The following is a 17,134-nucleotide window of genomic DNA, read 5'->3' on the forward strand; positions in this document are numbered from 1 at the left end:
ACAGATTTAATTAGGACTAATTTGCTAAATAGTATTTAACATCAACTAATTGAATGGATTGAACAAGACCCAAGTTGAGAGAAGCTTCTTTCTCGTACGAAAAAATACAACTAGAGTTAGGACTTATTTGACCACAGCTTGATGTTGCTCCGTTTAAAAAGCCAGAAGAAGAAACAACACCATCAGCATTAACGGTTATAAGTGCAAAACCATTTATAGCGAAATTATTTAGATTGTTGAGTTTAATATCAAATTTTAGTCGGTTTGTATTATTACCTGTATCGGGAATAAATTCGAAGTTTAATACTTCATATGAAAAGTTTTGAATAGGCACTTGTTCTTGAATTGGCGTTACAACATAATCGCAAGGAACAACCAAAGAGCTCTCAGGAGTGTAAGAACTTCCAGATGGAGTTATTATGGTTTGGCTAGGAATAGTAATCGTTTTAGTACAATCTTCAGTTGATGAGCAACCAAAAACGGCAATGCTCAAAATGAATACTACTAATTTTATGGAGTTTTTCATTCTTGTTTTTTAAAATTTAAGTCAACTTACTTTTGGTTGGATATTAATTTGAACAATCATACAACTAGAGCCATTCTTGGCTTAAAGTCTTTAGCTACTTCTGCAATCGCTTTGATGTGTTCGGGAGTGGTACCACAACAACCGCCAATGATATTTATTAAATCATCTTTTAAATAGTCTCTGATTAATGCCTGCATTTCAAGTGGTGTTTGATCGTACTGACCGAAAGCATTCGGCAAACCAGCATTGGGATGCGCTGAAATGTTGAGTTGCGTATTCATGGCCAAACGTTGCAAATACGGTTTTAATTGATCAGCTCCTAAAGCACAATTGAATCCAATACTCAACAAAGGAATATGGGAAATTGAAATTAAAAACGCTTCCACCGTTTGCCCTGAAAGTGTTCTTCCAGAAGCATCGGTAATCGTTCCTGAAACCATAACTGGAATGTCTAAATTGCGTTCTTCTTTGACTTCTTCAATGGCAAAAAGAGCAGCTTTGGCATTCAATGTGTCAAAAATAGTTTCTACTAAAAGCACATCGCAACCGCCATCGATTAAGGCTTCTACTTGTTGTTTATAGGCGATTTTTAAATCGTCAAAAGTGACTGCGCGGTAACCCGGATCGTTTACGTCGGGCGACATGCTTGCTGTCCGGTTGGTTGGCCCAATGGAACCTGCTACAAAACGAGGTCGATCGGTGAACTCATCGGCAACTTCTCGGGCAATTTTGGCTGATTGGTAATTGAGTTCGTACACCAAATCTTCCATATGATAATCGGCCATACCAATAGTTGTTCCCGAAAACGTATTGGTTTCTACGATATCGGCGCCCGCTTCAAAATACAAGCGATGTACTTGCTTCACTGCTTCGGGTTGCGTGATGGAGAGTAAATCGTTGTTCCCTTTTAAAGGATGAGGAAAATCTTTAAAACGCTCGCCACGGAAATCTTCTTCCGAAAAATTATTACGTTGTAACATGGTTCCCATGGCTCCGTCGAGGACAAGGATTCGTTCTTGTATGGCTTTTTCTATTTTGGTCATATTGTTTATTTTTAACCGCAAAGTCGCGAGGTTATCGCAAGGTTCGCAAGGTTTCTCTTTTTTTCTCGCAAAGACGCAAAGACGCCAAGCAAGTCTTTTTAATTTCAACTAAAAAGTTCATTTTTAAGAAAATCGTGCTCTGAAAATCGGATGCCCTAGCCCTGATAGCAGTGGATCCCGATTATTTCGGGAGGAACGGATAGCAGGAATAGCTTCTAAAAATCAGAAAGCAATTCTTAAATTATGTGTGTTATCGTGAAAAGTGGGAGAGAATTCTCGTGGTTATCTGCTTCCGATTAAAATCGGAATAGAATGTAGCACCTTCTACTAGTTGCAGGGTTGCTAAGCTTTCATCGGGTCTATTCCCTCCAGCTTTCGTGATAACAATCAATATGTGTATGAACAGTGCAAAGTAATGACATAGAAATGGATTTTGCAAGGGTTTGCAAAAATAAAAAACCTACAACGTTGTAGTGTTGTAGGTTTTAGGGTTGAGTTAGTTGGAAAATAAAAATTGTTGGTATTTGGACTGTATTGAATTGTAGAATAAAATGGCGATGGTGACTATTGAAAGCAAAAAACCTGTTGGGTTGAATGACGGTAAAGTGGCATCGATAAAGAGGCAAACGACGACTAATCGGGCAAATTCAAGATGAAAAATCCAGCGTTTTTGTTCGAGCATGGCGCCAGTGATGATGACACTCAAAAGTATAAAACTAGTTATTAAAAAAAGTAAATAGGAATTGAAATAGTGTGAAAACAAAATGGCTAAAAACAAGACAGTTATGGTAGTAACCGTTTTTACCTGTATGGCTTTAATAAGATTTTTTGAAAGTCCAATTTGGGTATTTTTTTGAGATAGTTTACGCTCGAGTAAAGTTCGAATGCGCGGATCGTGGTCGTTTGGACTTCCGAAAAGTATTTTTATTTTTTGGCGGAATGTTTTGGCTTGTCGAACGGCAACGTACAATTCTAAAAAATAATGAAAATGCTGCCAAAGGAAACTGTGGCTTCCTAGTGATTTGGTCAATCCATACTGCGGTTGAACCGTTTGTTCTGCATATGTTCCAAATAATTTATCCCAGATGATGAGCATATCGCCAAAATTTTTATCCAAGTATTCTGGATTACTGCTGTGATGGACTCCGTGGTGCGTTGGTGTAACGATTACATGTTCTAGCCAACCCAATTTCCCCACGAGTTGCGTATGCGTAAAAAAAGGATAGGTTCCGTGAATGAGCAATAAAACAGTAATCATTTCGGGCGAAAAACCAATAATTGGTAAAATACTCCAGAAGAGTCCGCGTGCTACAGCCTGAATAACTGTAATTCGCGCCGCTGCTGTATAATTGAAATCTTCGCTTTGATGATGAACAATGTGTGCTGCCCAAAAAATATTGACTTCATGGCCTAGTCGATGGTACCAATACCAAACTAAATCGGTAGCCAAAAACAACAAGAGCCATGAAAGCCAATTGTTTTCTATATGGAATAATGCAAAATTTTGATGCAGCCAACTGAACACAAAAAAGAAGGAACCTGTTGTGAGCAAATCAGTAATTCGCTCTACAATTCCGACGTTGAGATTGGCAATACTTTCATTGAATTGATGCGTTTTTTTGTTTCTTTTTACACTGATAAAATATTCTAAAAGCATAAAAAAGATAAAAAACGGAACGGCTAATGCGATATAATCTAATTTCATGTGCTTTTGTTTTTGCTTGTATTTGTAATTAAAGCTGTATTGGTTCTGTTGAGCTTACAACCAAACGGCTTCTTTAATTTTTATTTTCTCGGCTATTTTGAGTATATCAGTCAGCACTCCACGAGCCGTAACTGCTCTTCCTGCGCCTGCGCCTTGAATGACGATTGGAATTTCGCCGTACGATTGCGTATAAATTTCGATGCTATTATCGGCACCTTTGAGTTGGCCTAAAGCTGAATTTTTGGGTTCGGAAACCAATTTTACTTCGAGTTGTTGCGTTGCCACGTCGAGTTCACCGATGTACCGCAATACATGTTCGTCGGCTTGAGTGATTTTGGCGATTTGAAACGGCTTGTCAAACAACGATTTATTGACTGAATAATTGGCTTTGGAGGTTGTTTCGTTGAGTTCAGGCAATAAAAGCGATTTGATTTTGATGTCGGAGAATTCCAATTCCAAACCAATTTCGCGAGCTAAAATGAGTAATTTTCGAGCCACATCGTTTCCGGATAAATCCTCGCGTGAATCGGGTTCGGTCAACCCTAATTTTTCAGCATCCAATAGAATACTCGAAAAAGTGGCGTCTTCAGTTGAAAATCGGTTGAAAATATAACTCAGAGAACCCGAAAAAACGCCCCTGATTTTAGTTATTTTCTCGCCAGAACTATACAATTCATTGATGGTATTTACTACTGGCAAACCTGCACCTACATTGGTTTCGTATAGAAAACTTTTATCAAATTTTTTAAGATTACGGCGCAGTTCTTTATAGAAATCAGTGTGTAACGTATTGGCTTTTTTGTTGGCCGCGACTATATTAAATCCGTTTTGAATGAGCGGAATGTAATTTTTAATTAAATCCTCACTAGCGGTCGCATCTACGGCAATTAGATTTTCGAGTTGTTGCTCTTGAACGTATTCGATAATATCGTCAATAGTATACGGAATGGCCGATTGCGCAAAATTGGCTTCCCACTGATTTTTGAGTCCGTCTTTTTCAAAAAAGGCCAAAGTCGAATTGGTGATGATGGGAAAGCGCAGTTCGATGTTTTTGCTTTCTAAAAAGAAATTCTGACTTTCGATGACTTGATTGATGAGTGTGCTTCCGACGTTTCCGATGCCAAAAAGCACGATATTGATTCTAATAGTTGACATAGTACAGTTGTTTTTGTGTGTTAAAAATAGGTTCTAAGATGTGTGACAGTTGTTTGAATTCGATTAAAAAGGCATCGTGCCCGTGAATGGATTGGATTTCGTTGTAAAAAACAGTGTCTTTGATTGTTTGTAATTGATGATAGGTTTCGCGATTTTCATCGGGAATGAAAAAATAATCGGTGTTTACGGCTACGATGTGAATGTTGGCTTTTACCGTTTCTAAAATGGTTGAAAACGAATTTCTGTTTCGGGTAATATCATTGGTTTTTAGCAGATGATTCATCAATTTGTATGAAGCCAAGCGAAAGCGGTTTTTGAGTTTGACTCCGTGATTGAGCAACCAGTTTTCGATTTGAAATTCGGATGAATCACCAATGGTAGTGCGTTGAAATCGCTGATTGATGGATTGCGGCGTTCGGTACAACAACATGGCATGCAAACGAGCATTGGCAATCGGATCTTTGGAACTATTGAGGATTTGATCTTGAATCAGTACGTTGGCAATCACCCAATCAGTAGCTTTCCAATCGGTGGCAATTGGGATTAAGTTTAGCACTTTTTTAGGCTGAAGAACGGCCATTTCCCAGGCAATTGCTCCGCCTAAACTACCTCCAATTACAGCAAAAACCGAGTTGATTTTTAGGAAAAATAATCCTTCCCAAAAAATACGCGCCACATCTCGGATAGTAAAATCGCGGTAATTATAGATAAGATTTTCGGGATTTCCATCAAAACCATTTCCGGGAATATTGAAAGCAATTACGGTAAACTTGTGGGTATCGATGATTTTATTTTCACCTATCAAATCGTTCCACCATCCGTTTTCGCCTGCTACATTTGAATTTCCGGTGAGCGCGTGGTTGACTACCACTACTGGCGCGTTTCCTATGGGTTGACCAAACATTTGATAGAACAGCGGAAGATACTGCAAGTGCTTTCCGAGTTCTAAATCAAAATTAAAAAGGTCTATTTTCGTTACCATCTTTTCTTTTTTTTATGGATGAATGAGCTTTTTGAAAAGACTGCCTTCAAGCTCAACATTGAAGACAGTCTTGAACAAACAAAAACCTAAACAAAAATTCATTATTCGTTTTTACGCAGCCTCTGTGCTTTGGTATTCTTTGAATAAAACCACCGAAACAGGCGTTGGATTGACCAAATTATCTTGAACTGGGCAACGCTTTTCTACAGCCAACAACCATTCTTTTAGTTGTTCTAAAGTGGCTTCAGAAGTAGGTTTCACTATCACTTCAATTGAATGGAATCCTGCTCTTTCATTGCTGATTTTTCCTTGGTATTTATCCAAACTCAGAGAAGCAGACAATTCAACTTGAAGCGATTGTAAAACAATTCCTTGTTCTTTGGCTACTAATTTTCCGACTGCGTTGATGCATCCAGCGTAACCCGCTAAAATATATTCGAGCGGACTCGGACCTTCTAATTCGGGATACTGATCGTTTTTACTGATTCTGATGTCGAAATTCTGTGCTTTGACCACAAATTGATTATCGGCTTTTGCGTAGCCCAATACGTTTACAATTTTTGTACTCATGACTAAATTAATTGTGGCGTTTTAATGGTTTGGAACACTTCTTTCAAATCTGCTTTCAAGTCTTCGATGTCTTCCAAACCTACTGAAAGTCGAATCAAATCTTTGGTTACACCTGTCGATTCTTGCTCTGCATCGGACAATTGTTGGTGCGTTGTACTTGCTGGGTGAATGATGAGTGATTTGGTATCTCCGATGTTGGCTAACAAAGAGAAGAATTTCGTTCCGTCGGCTACTTTTTTGGCCGCTTCAAATCCGCCTTTTAACCCAAATGTAACAATGCCACTTTTTCCTTCAGGCAAGTATTTATCGGCAAGTTCTTTGTATTTTGAAGTTTCTAAACCCGGATAATTCACCCAAGCTACTTCGTCTTGTTGTTGTAACCATTGCGCCAGAGCTAAGGCATTTTGACTGTGTTTTTTGATTCGGATTTCCAACGTTTCTAAGCCTTGAATGGTTTGAAAAGCATTGAACGGACTCAAAGCAGCCCCAAAATCGCGTAAACCTTCAATTCGAACTTTAGCAATGAATGATGCTGCACCTAATGCTTCGTAGTATTTTAATCCGTGGTAACCTGCTGATGGTTCTGTGAATTCGGGAAATTTACCGTTACTCCAATCGAATTTTCCGGCATCAATGATGACACCGCCAAGCGAAGTTCCGTTTCCGGTAATGTATTTGGTTAAGGAGTGAATGACGATATCAGCGCCGTATTGAATTGGATTCAAGAGATACGGAGTTGCCACTGTATTGTCTACGATAAAAGGCACTTTGAATGCTTTGGCTTCAGTAGCAATTGCTTCTAAATCGAGTACATCTAATTTCGGATTTCCGAGACTTTCGGCAAAAAAGGCTCTGGTGTTTTCTTGTGCTGCTTTAGTGAAATTTTCTGGATTCGATGGATCAACAAAAGTAGTTGTGATTCCCAATCGTGGTAAAGTTACATTCAGCAAATTATAGGTTCCGCCGTACAAACTATTGGAAGCCACGATGTGATCGCCTGCTTTCAGAAGAACAAGTAAAGCCGTTGCAATTGCTGAAGTGCCTGATGCTGTGACTACGGCTCCGATTCCACCTTCAAGTGCGGCTAAACGTTGCTCGAGAATGTCGTTGGTGGGATTGTTTAAACGGGTGTAAATGAACCCCGCTTCGGTCAAACCAAACAAATTGGCGGCGTGATCGGAATTATTAAAAACGTACGATGTGGTTTGATAAATGGGAACTGCTCTGGTTCCGGCGTTTTTGGTTACATCGTGTCCTGCGTGAAGTGCGTTGGTTGCAAATTTTTGTGTGCTCATGATTTTTAAGATTTAAGATTATTAGAATGTTAGATTGTAAGATTTTATGACTGTAAGATTGTAAGACAGGATCAAAAAAAAAGTCCTTTTGGATGGCTTACCAAAAGGACTTTAACAACTAGTTATGGAAAACTATTTAAGTCTTTCGCTTTTGGCAACAAGGTATAGCGATACAACAACACATCATGTGCATCATCATACGGTTGTTCATTGTATTTGTTCTTGCTGCGTTCATTTTTTTTAATTTGTTTTTAATTGAGAATTGGTTTGAAATAAAAAAACCTCTGCGGGTTGCAGAGGTTCGATTGATATATTTTAAAAATTTAAAATTATGCAATACATGTCCTCTGCGGAAGCTTCCACATCATACAACACATAATGCACATAGTAAATTTCATTTTTCTGTTTTTTTGTTGAGGCAAACTTCAGAACAAATTTTGAATTGACCAAACAAAATCCAAAACTTTAACATTTAAAAATTTGGATTATATATTTAAATACTACGTATTTAGATTTTTTAAAATGACGTTAAAAAAATAAAAAAAGTAAAATTGTTTTTTGTATTCGAAATAGTCTTTATACATTTGCACCCGAAATTGAGAGGAAAAATTTGAACTGATTGCAACCTCATAAAAAAATGCTAAAGCAGCAACTCTCCTTTAGCTTTTCTTATTCTGCACCATTCATTTCTTCTTTTTCGAAATAGAAACTAATTAACGATTGCTGAACCTATTCGGCAAAAAAATTAAATTATATTATGGCTTATTTATTTACATCGGAGTCGGTAAGTGAAGGACATCCAGACAAAGTAGCGGATCAAATTTCTGATGCGTTAATCGATAACTTTTTGGCATTTGATGCTGAATCAAAAGTAGCTTGCGAAACGTTGGTTACCACTGGACAAGTTATCTTGGCTGGTGAAGTAAAATCAGATACTTATTTAGACGTTCAACAAATTGCAAGAGATGTAATTAAGAAAATTGGATACACCAAAAGTGAGTACATGTTTGAGGCGAATTCGTGTGGTGTTTTATCGGCTATTCACGAGCAGTCTGCCGACATCAATCAAGGTGTTGACAGAGCTAGCAAAGAAGAGCAAGGTGCAGGTGACCAAGGTATGATGTTTGGTTATGCAACTAACGAAACCGAAAACTACATGCCATTGGCGTTGGATTTGGCTCATGCTTTATTAATTGAATTGGCTGCTATCCGTAGAGAAAATAATGAAATTACTTACTTGCGTCCGGATGCTAAATCGCAAGTAACTTTGGAATATTCTGACGATAACAAACCGCAACGTATTGATGCGATTGTAATCTCAACACAACACGATGATTTCGCTTCAGAAGCTGAAATGTTGGCTAAAATTAAATCGGATTTGATTTCAATTTTGATTCCACGTGTTCAAGCAAAATACCCACAATACGCTCATTTGTTTAACGACGACATCACCTACCACATCAACCCAACTGGAAAATTCGTAATTGGCGGACCACACGGTGATACTGGATTAACAGGAAGAAAAATCATTGTTGATACGTACGGTGGAAAAGGAGCTCATGGTGGTGGTGCTTTTTCTGGAAAAGACCCATCAAAAGTAGACCGTTCAGCTGCGTATGCAACTCGTCATATTGCTAAAAATTTAGTAGCTGCTGGTTTGTGTGACGAAGTTTTAGTTCAAGTTTCATATGCGATTGGAGTGGCAAAACCAACTTCGATTAACGTAAACACGTATGGAACTTCTAAAGTAAACATGACTGACGGTGAAATCAGCAAAGTAGTGGAAACTATCTTTGATATGAGACCTTACTTTATTGAGCAACGTTTGAAATTGAGAAACCCTATTTACAGCGAAACGGCTGCTTACGGACACATGGGAAGAACGCCAGAAACAGTAACTAAAACTTTTTCTGCTCCGGGAGGAAACACCAAAACCGTAACCGTTGAGTTGTTTACTTGGGAAAAATTAGATTTTGTAAATCAAGTTAAAGCGGCATTCAACATTTAACCGCAAAGACGCAAAGTTATACGCGAAGTTCGCAAAGAAAAACCCGACTGATTTAGTCGGGTTTTTTGTTTGTTAATAGCTTCCGTTTTTCATTTTTTCGAGAACCGTTTCGTAAGTATCAATTAGTGTATCATCGACTATTTTAGCTGATTCAATGGCTTTTTGTTCGAACAGAATTCCTTTTTCTTTCTCACCATTTTTGTAATACAATTGTGCTAAAGTATCGAGATAGTAAGGATCATTTGTTTTTAATTTCAGACTCATTTCACTCCACTGAATGGCTTTTTGAATTTCGCTTTTGTCTTGGCTATTTTCAACAATAAACCAAGCTACTTCGTTGGCCAGACTAGAAAATTCACCTTTATACAAATCCCAATCAGATGCGTTTTCAAGCTCATAGTTAGCATCTAACACTTCTATTAAACTTGAGTTTGGTTTTACAAATGATTTGAAATAATTATCGTAAGCCGACACTAATTCGGTTTTGTTTTTTGATTGTAAAAAAGAATTAACAATACTTCTAATTACTTTTGGATTTTGATTGGACGCTTGCAGTAATTTATTGTAATACTCTTTTATTTTTTCTTTTTGAAAGTCATTTGAAGGTCGATCTAGAATGCCACTGACTGTATTAATGACCAATTGAGGGTTTTCTAAATAATAATCTTCCGTTTTCAAGGCAGCAATTTGATTGTAAAATTGAAACAAGTAATCCATTGACAGAAAATCAGTTGGCTTTGCCGCTTGATTGTATTTATTGAATAATTTAGATGTAAAACCAGCGTCGTACGATAATTCAGATACAATTATTTTAAGAATATTCTCGTTGAGATTTTTCTCTTTCAAATAAAAATCCAAAAGTTGTTTGTATTTGAGATCAATTGCTTCGTGTGATGATTTTAATTGATATGCATTCTTAATTTCGGGCAACTCTTCAGAGTAATCGGCAACTGCAACAGAATCAGTAACAACAGTGTATTTTTCATATTCAACCGCAGCAGGTTCTACTGTTGGTGGCGGCATATCTTCCCAATCAGTATATATTCTTTCATTGTTTACAACCTCTAAAAGCGCCTTCTCAATTTGAGGAACAGTTGCTTTTTTATCGGCTATAATTTTATCTAACTGTGCTTTAGTATTGATTGTGATTAACCTTTTGTAATAGCTGGACAACTTGTAATAATTAAAATCATAAGACTTTGTGCTTCCTTTACAATGGTGAATTTTTGTTCCGTCTGAATTAATAAAAACTACTGTTTCATCATCCGTAATTCCCATTTTTTTTAATGTATTTTTATCACTTTCGGTTGCCAGATAGAAATTGAATCTATCTAATTTAGGATCATATTGATCGTACATGTATGACTGAACCTGGATTTCGTACCTCTGAATGTATTTTTCAAAAGCTTTAGAGGCGTTTATATTGGTATCATAAAAAACAACCAAAATTTTATCGGGTGATGATTGTGCTATTTTGAGTGATTCGTTGAATGATTTCTCGGTTTTTAATTTAAAAACATAAGGTGGTTTTTGATTGTCGTAATCGTATGCAACAACAGCTGTATCAACACCAATATATCGTTCTTCTTTTCCTGGATACGTCCACATCTTTTTTTGTAGCGCTTCTAATGGGCGAACGTAATTTACGGGTGTTCCTTTCGCTTCTTCTTTGACAAAAACAATGGGCGTTCTACCTTCACTAACGGTAAATTTCTTGGTATTGGCATCGTATTTTCCTCTTAAATTGAGTTTGGAAAAAAGATCATTTCTTTTAAGTACTTTAATCTCTGAAACTCCATTTGGCACCTCAAATTTTTCAATTGTGGCACCATTATAACTTTCATTTACGAGGTAAATGAATGCAACAGGTTCGATTTCAAAAGAAAAATTTTGTTCGTCGTCTTCTATGTATTCGTAGGCTTCTTCTTTTATGCCTAAATACTCGCTAACTGCTTTATATTCTGGACTGGAATCGTTAATTTTTTGAACTCCAAGATGCATATCATACAAGTTATAATAGCTGTTTTTCCCAAAGTCCATTTTTATGCTTTTGGGTTTGGTTGTTGAAGTAACAAATTCAACTTGAAACAACGACTCGTTATCGTATTGCGTTCTGAGGTAAATGGAATCGTTTTGTTGTTCAAGTTTACCCGTTAAAAGAGTAATGTGAAATTGGTTATTCTCATCGATGACCAATTTTACATCTTGACCCGCCTTACTGTTTGAGGTATAAGTTCCGGGTTCGGGTTGGTTTTGTTGCGCGAAGATGGAGTATGTTACGAACATACTCAACAATAAAAAGGCTTTTTTCATTAGGATTGTCAGTAAAAATTTGAACCCTAAAGTTACTATTATTTTTACTACCGTAACGAAATTTGAATCACAATATTTTATTTTTATACTTACTAGCCCAGATCGAAACGGAAATCCGTAGTACAAAAAACAGTTGATTTTTCACACCCAAAAGAGCGACTGCAAGAAGCTACTTTTGGGTGTAGAAAAACCTTGTTTTTGTACTGCGATTGGAGTGTAGAGCTGGAATGGCTACAAATTATATTTAAAACTAAAAATGATGTAACGCGGTTGTACATTGTATTGCGACGTACGCGTTGAAAATTGCCCGAAACTATCGTCGTTCAAAGACGTTGTGTTGAGTAAATTGGTTGCCGAAATTTTGTATTCCCACTTGCTGTCTTTGGTTTTTTGGTAGATGAGACTTGCAGAGAGAAAATCGTATTCGTTGTCGGACGATTTATCACTGTTGTAGTAGTGATTGTATTCGTATTCTGACACGAACGAGAAGCTTTTCAGGAAGTAATAATCCAAACGTGCAAAGGGTTTTTCGTTGATGAATTTGGAGTTCGGATAATCGTTGATGGAGTATTCGTAACCAATTTCGAGGTTGGGCCAGTTTTTGTAATTGGTTGATGCTTTGAACGTATAACTTTGCGTAAAACTTTCATTGGTAATTAAAATCTCAGAATTGTTTACTGGATTGACTTGAATGTTGTTGAATTTGGCCCAGTTCAAACGCACATTGGCTGAGGCTTTGTAGCGTTTTAGAAACGAACGACCGTAACCGCCCATTCCGCTAATGGATTCGTCAGCAAAAGGAGAATTGAAGGGAACTGACGACTGATTAACACCTAAAATGGTAGCACGTGATTTGACTGCATCAACGGTTCTGAGGTAAGATAAGTTAGCATAAATATTCTCAAAATTGAACATATTGTATTTGAAGTAGCGCAACGTATGGGTTTGAGCAATGGAATTTTCGAGTTCGCGGTAACCACGTGACAAACTGCTGTACCCATTGAGTACATAACCTTCGGCTAGTTTACTGATGTCGGTAAAATTATTGGTGAGCGCAAAATTGTACGTTAGCGATTCTGATTTTTTGATTTGGTACAAGGCGAAGAAATCGGGTAAAACTCGGTTGAAATTTTGTTTAAAATTACTTCCCAATTGCTCATTATTCATTGAATAATTATGGAAACTCACACCTGGAGTTAACGTAAATTTGCCAGAAAGAATTTTGTAATGCAACCCTAAAAACGCGTCGTTGAAAATGTAATTGACATCGTTAGTGTTTTGGGATTGAGAAAGATTATTTACGTTTCCGTTGTCTAAAATCTGGAAAATACTCGAGTCGAAATTTTGGTACGAATACGTATTTCCGAGCGTGACATTGATGTTGCTTTTTGGACCAAGCACGTAATAATAATCGAGTTTGGCATCGAGTTTATTGGTTTGTACGAAACGATTCTGATTCAAATTGGTGCGTTGTTCTTCAAAATCATAACCTAATACATTGAGAATGGCTGGCGCGCCGGGAAGGATTCCGGGTATCACAAACGGATCGGTTTCTAAATTGGCATTGTAGAACGGATCTTCTTCTTGGTACAAATGCTGCATTTCGAAGGCTAGAATATTTTTGTCGTTGATGGTGTTGTAGAAACTTAAATTTTGGTTGACCGAAATTGGGTTTTGGTCTTTGAAAGTAGTAATGTTTTCGGTCGTTGTTCCAGAGTTATCAATACTTTGGCGCAAGAGTGAATTGTTTTCGTCTTGTTTCGAATATTTGGTTAGTATGTCGTAATCAAGTTGAAAATTAGAGTTCGGTTTGTAAGTCGAACTCAGTTTGAACAAGCCTAAATTGCTTTTTTGATGTGCGATGTCTTGACGGTTTTCGGTAGAGGAAACTTCGCCCGAATTGGGTCGCAAAAAGTTGACCGAAGAAACCGTTTCTAAATCGGTTATCGAGGTAGAAAGGATTCCGAAACCACTCAACGACCATGATTTTGTAGGATTATAAGAAAAATTAGTGGCTCCAAATTGCGTTTCGATTTCTTTTGCGCGATTGTTACGCAGCAGTGCGATTCCTAAATCGTTGGTAGCCACATTGAAGCTAGAACCACCTTTGGCCATCATGCTTCTAAAACCACCCGTAAATTTAAAATAATCATTGATGGTCAGTGGTAATTCGCCTATATTATTGAAATTTGAAATTAGGTTAATGCTGTATTTCGGACTGTAATAAAACAGTTTTGGGTTGATGATGTAGCGTTCATCGGTGTGTCCAACTCCAATTCCGGCTGTAGCATCCCCAAACCAGAAGTTTTTCTTTCCCGATTTGAGTTTGATGTTCATTGCCAAATTGTCTTGGTTGTTTTCAACACCTTTTAAAATCGAATTTTCATTGTAATTGCGAAGTACTTGTACTTTATCAATGGCATCAGCAGGAATGTTTTTAACGCCGAGTTTAGTATCGCCATCAAAGAAATCTTTTCCTTCAACCATTAATTTGGTTACTTTTTTACCTTCTACTTCTACTTCACCATCGGCATTGACCTCAACTCCAGGCAATTTTTTGAGCACATCTTCGAGTTTGCGTTCGGTTCCGTTTTTGAATGAATCGGCATTGTAGACAATGGTATCGCCTTTGATGGAAACGGGCATTTCGCGTACAATTTCAACATCATCGAGTTGAATTCCGCCTGCTTCCATGACGATATTTTCGGTAATGTTTTCGGATTTTGTAGTTACCGTTACTTCCTTATTTTTCATTCCGAGGTAACTGAATTTGATGATGTACGTTGAATTAACTTTCAAATTCAATACAAATTTCCCTTTATCATTAGTAATTGCGTAGGCGTCGACGGCTTTGTTGGCTTGATTTACCGCCATCACATTGGCCATTTCGAGAGGAGTTTTGGTATCGTCAACCACGCTACCTTCGTAGCGAATGGTTTGTGAGAACGTGATGGTAGAAAAGAATAGAAAAAGGGAAAGGATTTTGTTCATTGGGTAGTGATAATTAAAGTTGATAGGGAAAAAATTTAATTATCGCGACATTCTTATTTGCATTCCGCCTCTGCCTTGACCTTGGTTCATTTCCATCATTTCTTCCATTTTTTTGGTTACAATTTCGTCGTATTCGGTTTGGGTAACTTCTTTACCATTGTTGGGCGCTTTGATATCGGCTTTTTCTTTGGCATTCAAAACAATTTTAGAACACAAAGTAATTGTTTTCCCATCGTTTACTTCCAGAATCAAACCAGGCAAACCCCAATAGCCTTCTGGACCTTGATTGATAGGAATTTCTGGCGCATACCATGCCGTAATGGTAATTTCTTTGGGCATGTCTACTTCGTCAAAAAAGTTCGTTTTCTTTTCTTTACCGTCTTCTGATTTTGGCTCTTCTTTTTTGGCTTCATCTGTTTTCTTATCGTTTTTCATCCTGAAATTACGAAAATCCGTTTTACTTGCCGGCACAACAGCTGTGGCTTTGTAGCAAGTGTAACCACCAATTACTTTAGTTTCGCCTTCCATTTTCCAATTGTATACTTTAAGAGAATCTTTTACGAGAAATTCTTTCCCCATAAATTCTTTATCAACGGTGTACATTTTTTCCTTCACATTCTTATAGAAAGTTCCGCCTCCGCCCATAAAAGACGTCATCATGCGCATTCCGCCACCTTGTTGCCCTGGAGTTTCTAATTTTTCTTCTTCTTTATAAATGGAAGCTGACTTATCAAAATTGAGAATAAAGGTTTTTTCGAACATTTTTTTCATTCGTTCCTCTATCATTTTTTGCATTTCGGGCGTAATATCTTTGTTGCCTTCAAATCGTGCTTTAAAATCGGCTGTACTGGTTTTTGACTCATAAATTGCAACACCTTGAAAGTCTCTTTGAGCGTTTGAAATAACCGCAACTAATAAAAAAGACAGAGTAAGAACTAATTTTTTCATGATTTTTGTTTTTAGATAAAGCATAACAAATATGACGAAAGCGTTTGGGTTTTGTTACCAATCTTTTGTTAAAATAATTTACATAGTTATTCAGAATTTAATTGGTTTAATGTAAATTAGCACCTCTATGAAAAATCTGTTTTTTATATTTCTTATTTTCACTTGTAACTTCAACAGCGTTCAGGGACAAAAAATCAAAGCTCAGAAAGTGAGCGAAACCGACTTAATTGCTGATGATTTTGTTGGTTTTGATGGCTTCGGAAATTGTTTTTACATTCAGAATAATGTAATTTACAAAAAGGTTGAAGCAACAATTTTACAGTATCAAAACCTTTCTTTAGGGAAAATCACCAAAGTAGACATTGTCAATCCTTTGAAAGTAATTGTTTTTTACAAAGATTTTAATTCGGCTGTAGTACTAGACAATCAGATGAATGAAATACAACGCATTGACTTTTCCAATCTTCCTATCCCAATAGTTGCTGCTGCAATTGGAATTTCTGGACAAAATAAACTTTGGATATTCAATTCATTGAATCAGCAAATAGGTTTATACGATTTAACCAATGCCAACTATCAGAATTTGGGAGTTCCGATTAAGGATGAATTTAGCTATTACCAAACGGATTTTAATTATTTTCATTGGATTAATAAAGACGGGCAATGGAATACTTGTACTATTTTTGGAAGGGTATTTTCTAATGGAAAAATTGAAACTGGAAAGCAAATTCAACTTTTGGACATCAATAAAACGCTATTCACCAACAACAACTTGGTTTACATTAAAGATGTTAAACTAAACACAGTCTACCAAATTGAAATTGTTGAGAAATCGTTCAAAAAAATCTATTACAAAGACCAAATTTTATCTATTTTTACCGACAAAGGAATTACGAATTATAAAATCACTTTACCATAATGCATATAGCAGTAGCAGGGAATATTGGTGCCGGAAAAACCACTTTGACTCGTTTTCTAGCCAAACATTTTAAATGGGAACCTCATTTTGAAGACGTTGTAGACAATCCGTATTTGGATGATTTTTACCATCAGATGGAACGCTGGTCGTTCAACTTACAAATTTACTTTTTGAACAGTCGTTTCAGACAAGTGTTGCAAATTCGAGAAAGTGGTAAAAAAATTATTCAAGATCGAACCATTTATGAAGATGCTCATATTTTTGCTCCCAATTTACATGCGATGGGATTGATGACCAATCGTGATTTTGAGAATTATTCATCCCTCTTTGAATTGATGGAAAGTTTGGTAGAAGCTCCTGATTTATTAATTTATTTGAGAAGCTCGATTCCGAATTTAGTGAAGCAAATTCACATGCGTGGAAGGGATTATGAGAATACCATTTCCATTGATTATTTGAGCCGCTTGAACGAACGATACGAAGCGTGGATTACCACTTATGACAAAGGAAAATTATTAATTATAGACGTTGATGACATTGATTTTGTCAACAACCCAGAAGATTTAGGAATGATCATCAATCGAATTGACGCGGAAATCAACGGTCTTTTTTAAGAACAATCTGATTTTCAGACTCTTGAATACTCAACTTGTTAAGTTGGGTATTTTTTTGTCTTCTT

General features: G+C 36.9%; 13 protein-coding genes and 1 riboswitch. Of the genes, 3 read left to right on the forward strand and 10 right to left on the reverse strand.

Annotated elements, in window-relative coordinates; genetic code table 11:
* Positions 1-16: 16 nt before the first annotated feature.
* From VK161_RS14135 to VK161_RS14165, 7 genes are all read right to left on the reverse strand, one after another.
* The gene (locus VK161_RS14135) at positions 17-526 is read right to left on the reverse strand and encodes a hypothetical protein (RefSeq protein WP_324215443.1); all 510 of its coding nucleotides are present in this window, start codon (positions 524-526) and stop codon (positions 17-19) included.
* Positions 527-582: 56 nt separating this feature from the next.
* Positions 583-1,569 (reverse strand): homocysteine S-methyltransferase family protein, encoded by a 987-nt coding sequence (locus VK161_RS14140; RefSeq protein ID WP_324215444.1) that lies wholly within the window; start codon positions 1,567-1,569, stop codon positions 583-585.
* A 279-nt stretch (positions 1,570-1,848) separates the two neighbouring features.
* Positions 1,849-1,956, reverse strand: a riboswitch (SAM riboswitch).
* Positions 1,957-2,065: 109 nt separating this feature from the next.
* Positions 2,066-3,274, reverse strand: coding sequence for a sterol desaturase family protein (locus VK161_RS14145; protein WP_324215445.1), 1,209 nt, complete (start codon positions 3,272-3,274; stop codon positions 2,066-2,068).
* 54 nt (positions 3,275-3,328) lie between these two features.
* Positions 3,329-4,429, reverse strand: coding sequence for an aspartate kinase (locus tag VK161_RS14150; RefSeq protein ID WP_324215446.1), 1,101 nt, complete (start codon positions 4,427-4,429; stop codon positions 3,329-3,331).
* Entirely contained in the window at positions 4,416-5,411 is a 996-nt protein-coding gene (locus VK161_RS14155; protein WP_324215447.1) for an alpha/beta fold hydrolase, read from the reverse strand. The genes VK161_RS14150 and VK161_RS14155 overlap by 14 nt, the downstream gene beginning before the upstream one ends.
* Positions 5,412-5,522: 111 nt before the next feature.
* Complete coding sequence (locus tag VK161_RS14160) at positions 5,523-5,981, reverse strand: OsmC family protein (RefSeq protein ID WP_324215448.1); 459 nt, start codon at positions 5,979-5,981, stop codon at positions 5,523-5,525.
* 2 nt (positions 5,982-5,983) lie between these two features.
* A complete protein-coding gene (locus VK161_RS14165) occupies positions 5,984-7,276 on the reverse strand; it encodes an O-acetylhomoserine aminocarboxypropyltransferase/cysteine synthase family protein (protein ID WP_324215449.1) in 1,293 nt (430 codons plus the stop codon).
* Positions 7,277-8,033: 757 nt separating this feature from the next.
* Here VK161_RS14165 and metK point away from each other — a divergent pair.
* The gene (gene metK / locus VK161_RS14170; RefSeq protein WP_324215450.1) at positions 8,034-9,284 is read left to right on the forward strand and encodes a methionine adenosyltransferase; all 1,251 of its coding nucleotides are present in this window, start codon (positions 8,034-8,036) and stop codon (positions 9,282-9,284) included.
* Positions 9,285-9,356: 72 nt separating this feature from the next.
* Here metK and VK161_RS14175 read toward each other — a convergent pair whose 3' ends face one another.
* The 3 genes from VK161_RS14175 to VK161_RS14185 all read right to left on the reverse strand — a co-directional run bounded on the left by VK161_RS14175 (position 9,357) and on the right by VK161_RS14185 (position 15,536).
* Positions 9,357-11,597, reverse strand: a complete 2,241-nt coding sequence (locus tag VK161_RS14175) for a hypothetical protein (RefSeq protein ID WP_324215451.1) — start codon at positions 11,595-11,597, stop codon at positions 9,357-9,359.
* Positions 11,598-11,828: 231 nt separating this feature from the next.
* Positions 11,829-14,588 (reverse strand): carboxypeptidase-like regulatory domain-containing protein, encoded by a 2,760-nt coding sequence (locus VK161_RS14180; RefSeq protein WP_324215452.1) that lies wholly within the window; start codon positions 14,586-14,588, stop codon positions 11,829-11,831.
* A gap of 39 nt (positions 14,589-14,627) precedes the next feature.
* Positions 14,628-15,536 carry a GLPGLI family protein gene (locus tag VK161_RS14185; RefSeq protein WP_324215453.1) on the reverse strand — a complete coding sequence of 303 codons (909 nt, stop codon included), beginning with the start codon at positions 15,534-15,536 and terminating at the stop codon, positions 14,628-14,630.
* A 127-nt stretch (positions 15,537-15,663) separates the two neighbouring features.
* Between VK161_RS14185 and VK161_RS14190 the strand changes: the two genes are divergently transcribed.
* A complete protein-coding gene (locus VK161_RS14190; protein ID WP_324215454.1) occupies positions 15,664-16,455 on the forward strand; it encodes a hypothetical protein in 792 nt (263 codons plus the stop codon).
* The gene (locus VK161_RS14195; RefSeq protein ID WP_324215455.1) at positions 16,455-17,069 is read left to right on the forward strand and encodes a deoxynucleoside kinase; all 615 of its coding nucleotides are present in this window, start codon (positions 16,455-16,457) and stop codon (positions 17,067-17,069) included. Before VK161_RS14190 ends, VK161_RS14195 begins: the two co-directional genes overlap by 1 nt.
* The last annotated feature ends 65 nt before the right edge of the window (positions 17,070-17,134 follow it).

The sequence above is a fragment of the Flavobacterium sp. genome (assembly GCF_035299245.1).
GTDB lineage: Bacteria > Bacteroidota > Bacteroidia > Flavobacteriales > Flavobacteriaceae > Flavobacterium.

What these genes read in the sequence shown, in the direction of transcription:
- VK161_RS14135 (WP_324215443.1), bottom strand. Translation starts at nt 526, where the DNA reads ATGAAAAACTCCATAAAATTAGTAGTATTCATTTTGAGCATTGCCGTT.
- VK161_RS14140 (WP_324215444.1), bottom strand. Translation starts at nt 1,569, where the DNA reads ATGACCAAAATAGAAAAAGCCATACAAGAACGAATCCTTGTCCTCGAC.
- VK161_RS14145 (WP_324215445.1), bottom strand. Translation starts at nt 3,274, where the DNA reads ATGAAATTAGATTATATCGCATTAGCCGTTCCGTTTTTTATCTTTTTT.
- VK161_RS14150 (WP_324215446.1), bottom strand. Translation starts at nt 4,429, where the DNA reads ATGTCAACTATTAGAATCAATATCGTGCTTTTTGGCATCGGAAACGTC.
- VK161_RS14155 (WP_324215447.1), bottom strand. Translation starts at nt 5,411, where the DNA reads ATGGTAACGAAAATAGACCTTTTTAATTTTGATTTAGAACTCGGAAAG.
- VK161_RS14160 (WP_324215448.1), bottom strand. Translation starts at nt 5,981, where the DNA reads ATGAGTACAAAAATTGTAAACGTATTGGGCTACGCAAAAGCCGATAAT.
- VK161_RS14165 (WP_324215449.1), bottom strand. Translation starts at nt 7,276, where the DNA reads ATGAGCACACAAAAATTTGCAACCAACGCACTTCACGCAGGACACGAT.
- metK (WP_324215450.1), top strand. Translation starts at nt 8,034, where the DNA reads ATGGCTTATTTATTTACATCGGAGTCGGTAAGTGAAGGACATCCAGAC.
- VK161_RS14175 (WP_324215451.1), bottom strand. Translation starts at nt 11,597, where the DNA reads ATGAAAAAAGCCTTTTTATTGTTGAGTATGTTCGTAACATACTCCATC.
- VK161_RS14180 (WP_324215452.1), bottom strand. Translation starts at nt 14,588, where the DNA reads ATGAACAAAATCCTTTCCCTTTTTCTATTCTTTTCTACCATCACGTTC.
- VK161_RS14185 (WP_324215453.1), bottom strand. Translation starts at nt 15,536, where the DNA reads ATGAAAAAATTAGTTCTTACTCTGTCTTTTTTATTAGTTGCGGTTATT.
- VK161_RS14190 (WP_324215454.1), top strand. Translation starts at nt 15,664, where the DNA reads ATGAAAAATCTGTTTTTTATATTTCTTATTTTCACTTGTAACTTCAAC.
- VK161_RS14195 (WP_324215455.1), top strand. Translation starts at nt 16,455, where the DNA reads ATGCATATAGCAGTAGCAGGGAATATTGGTGCCGGAAAAACCACTTTG.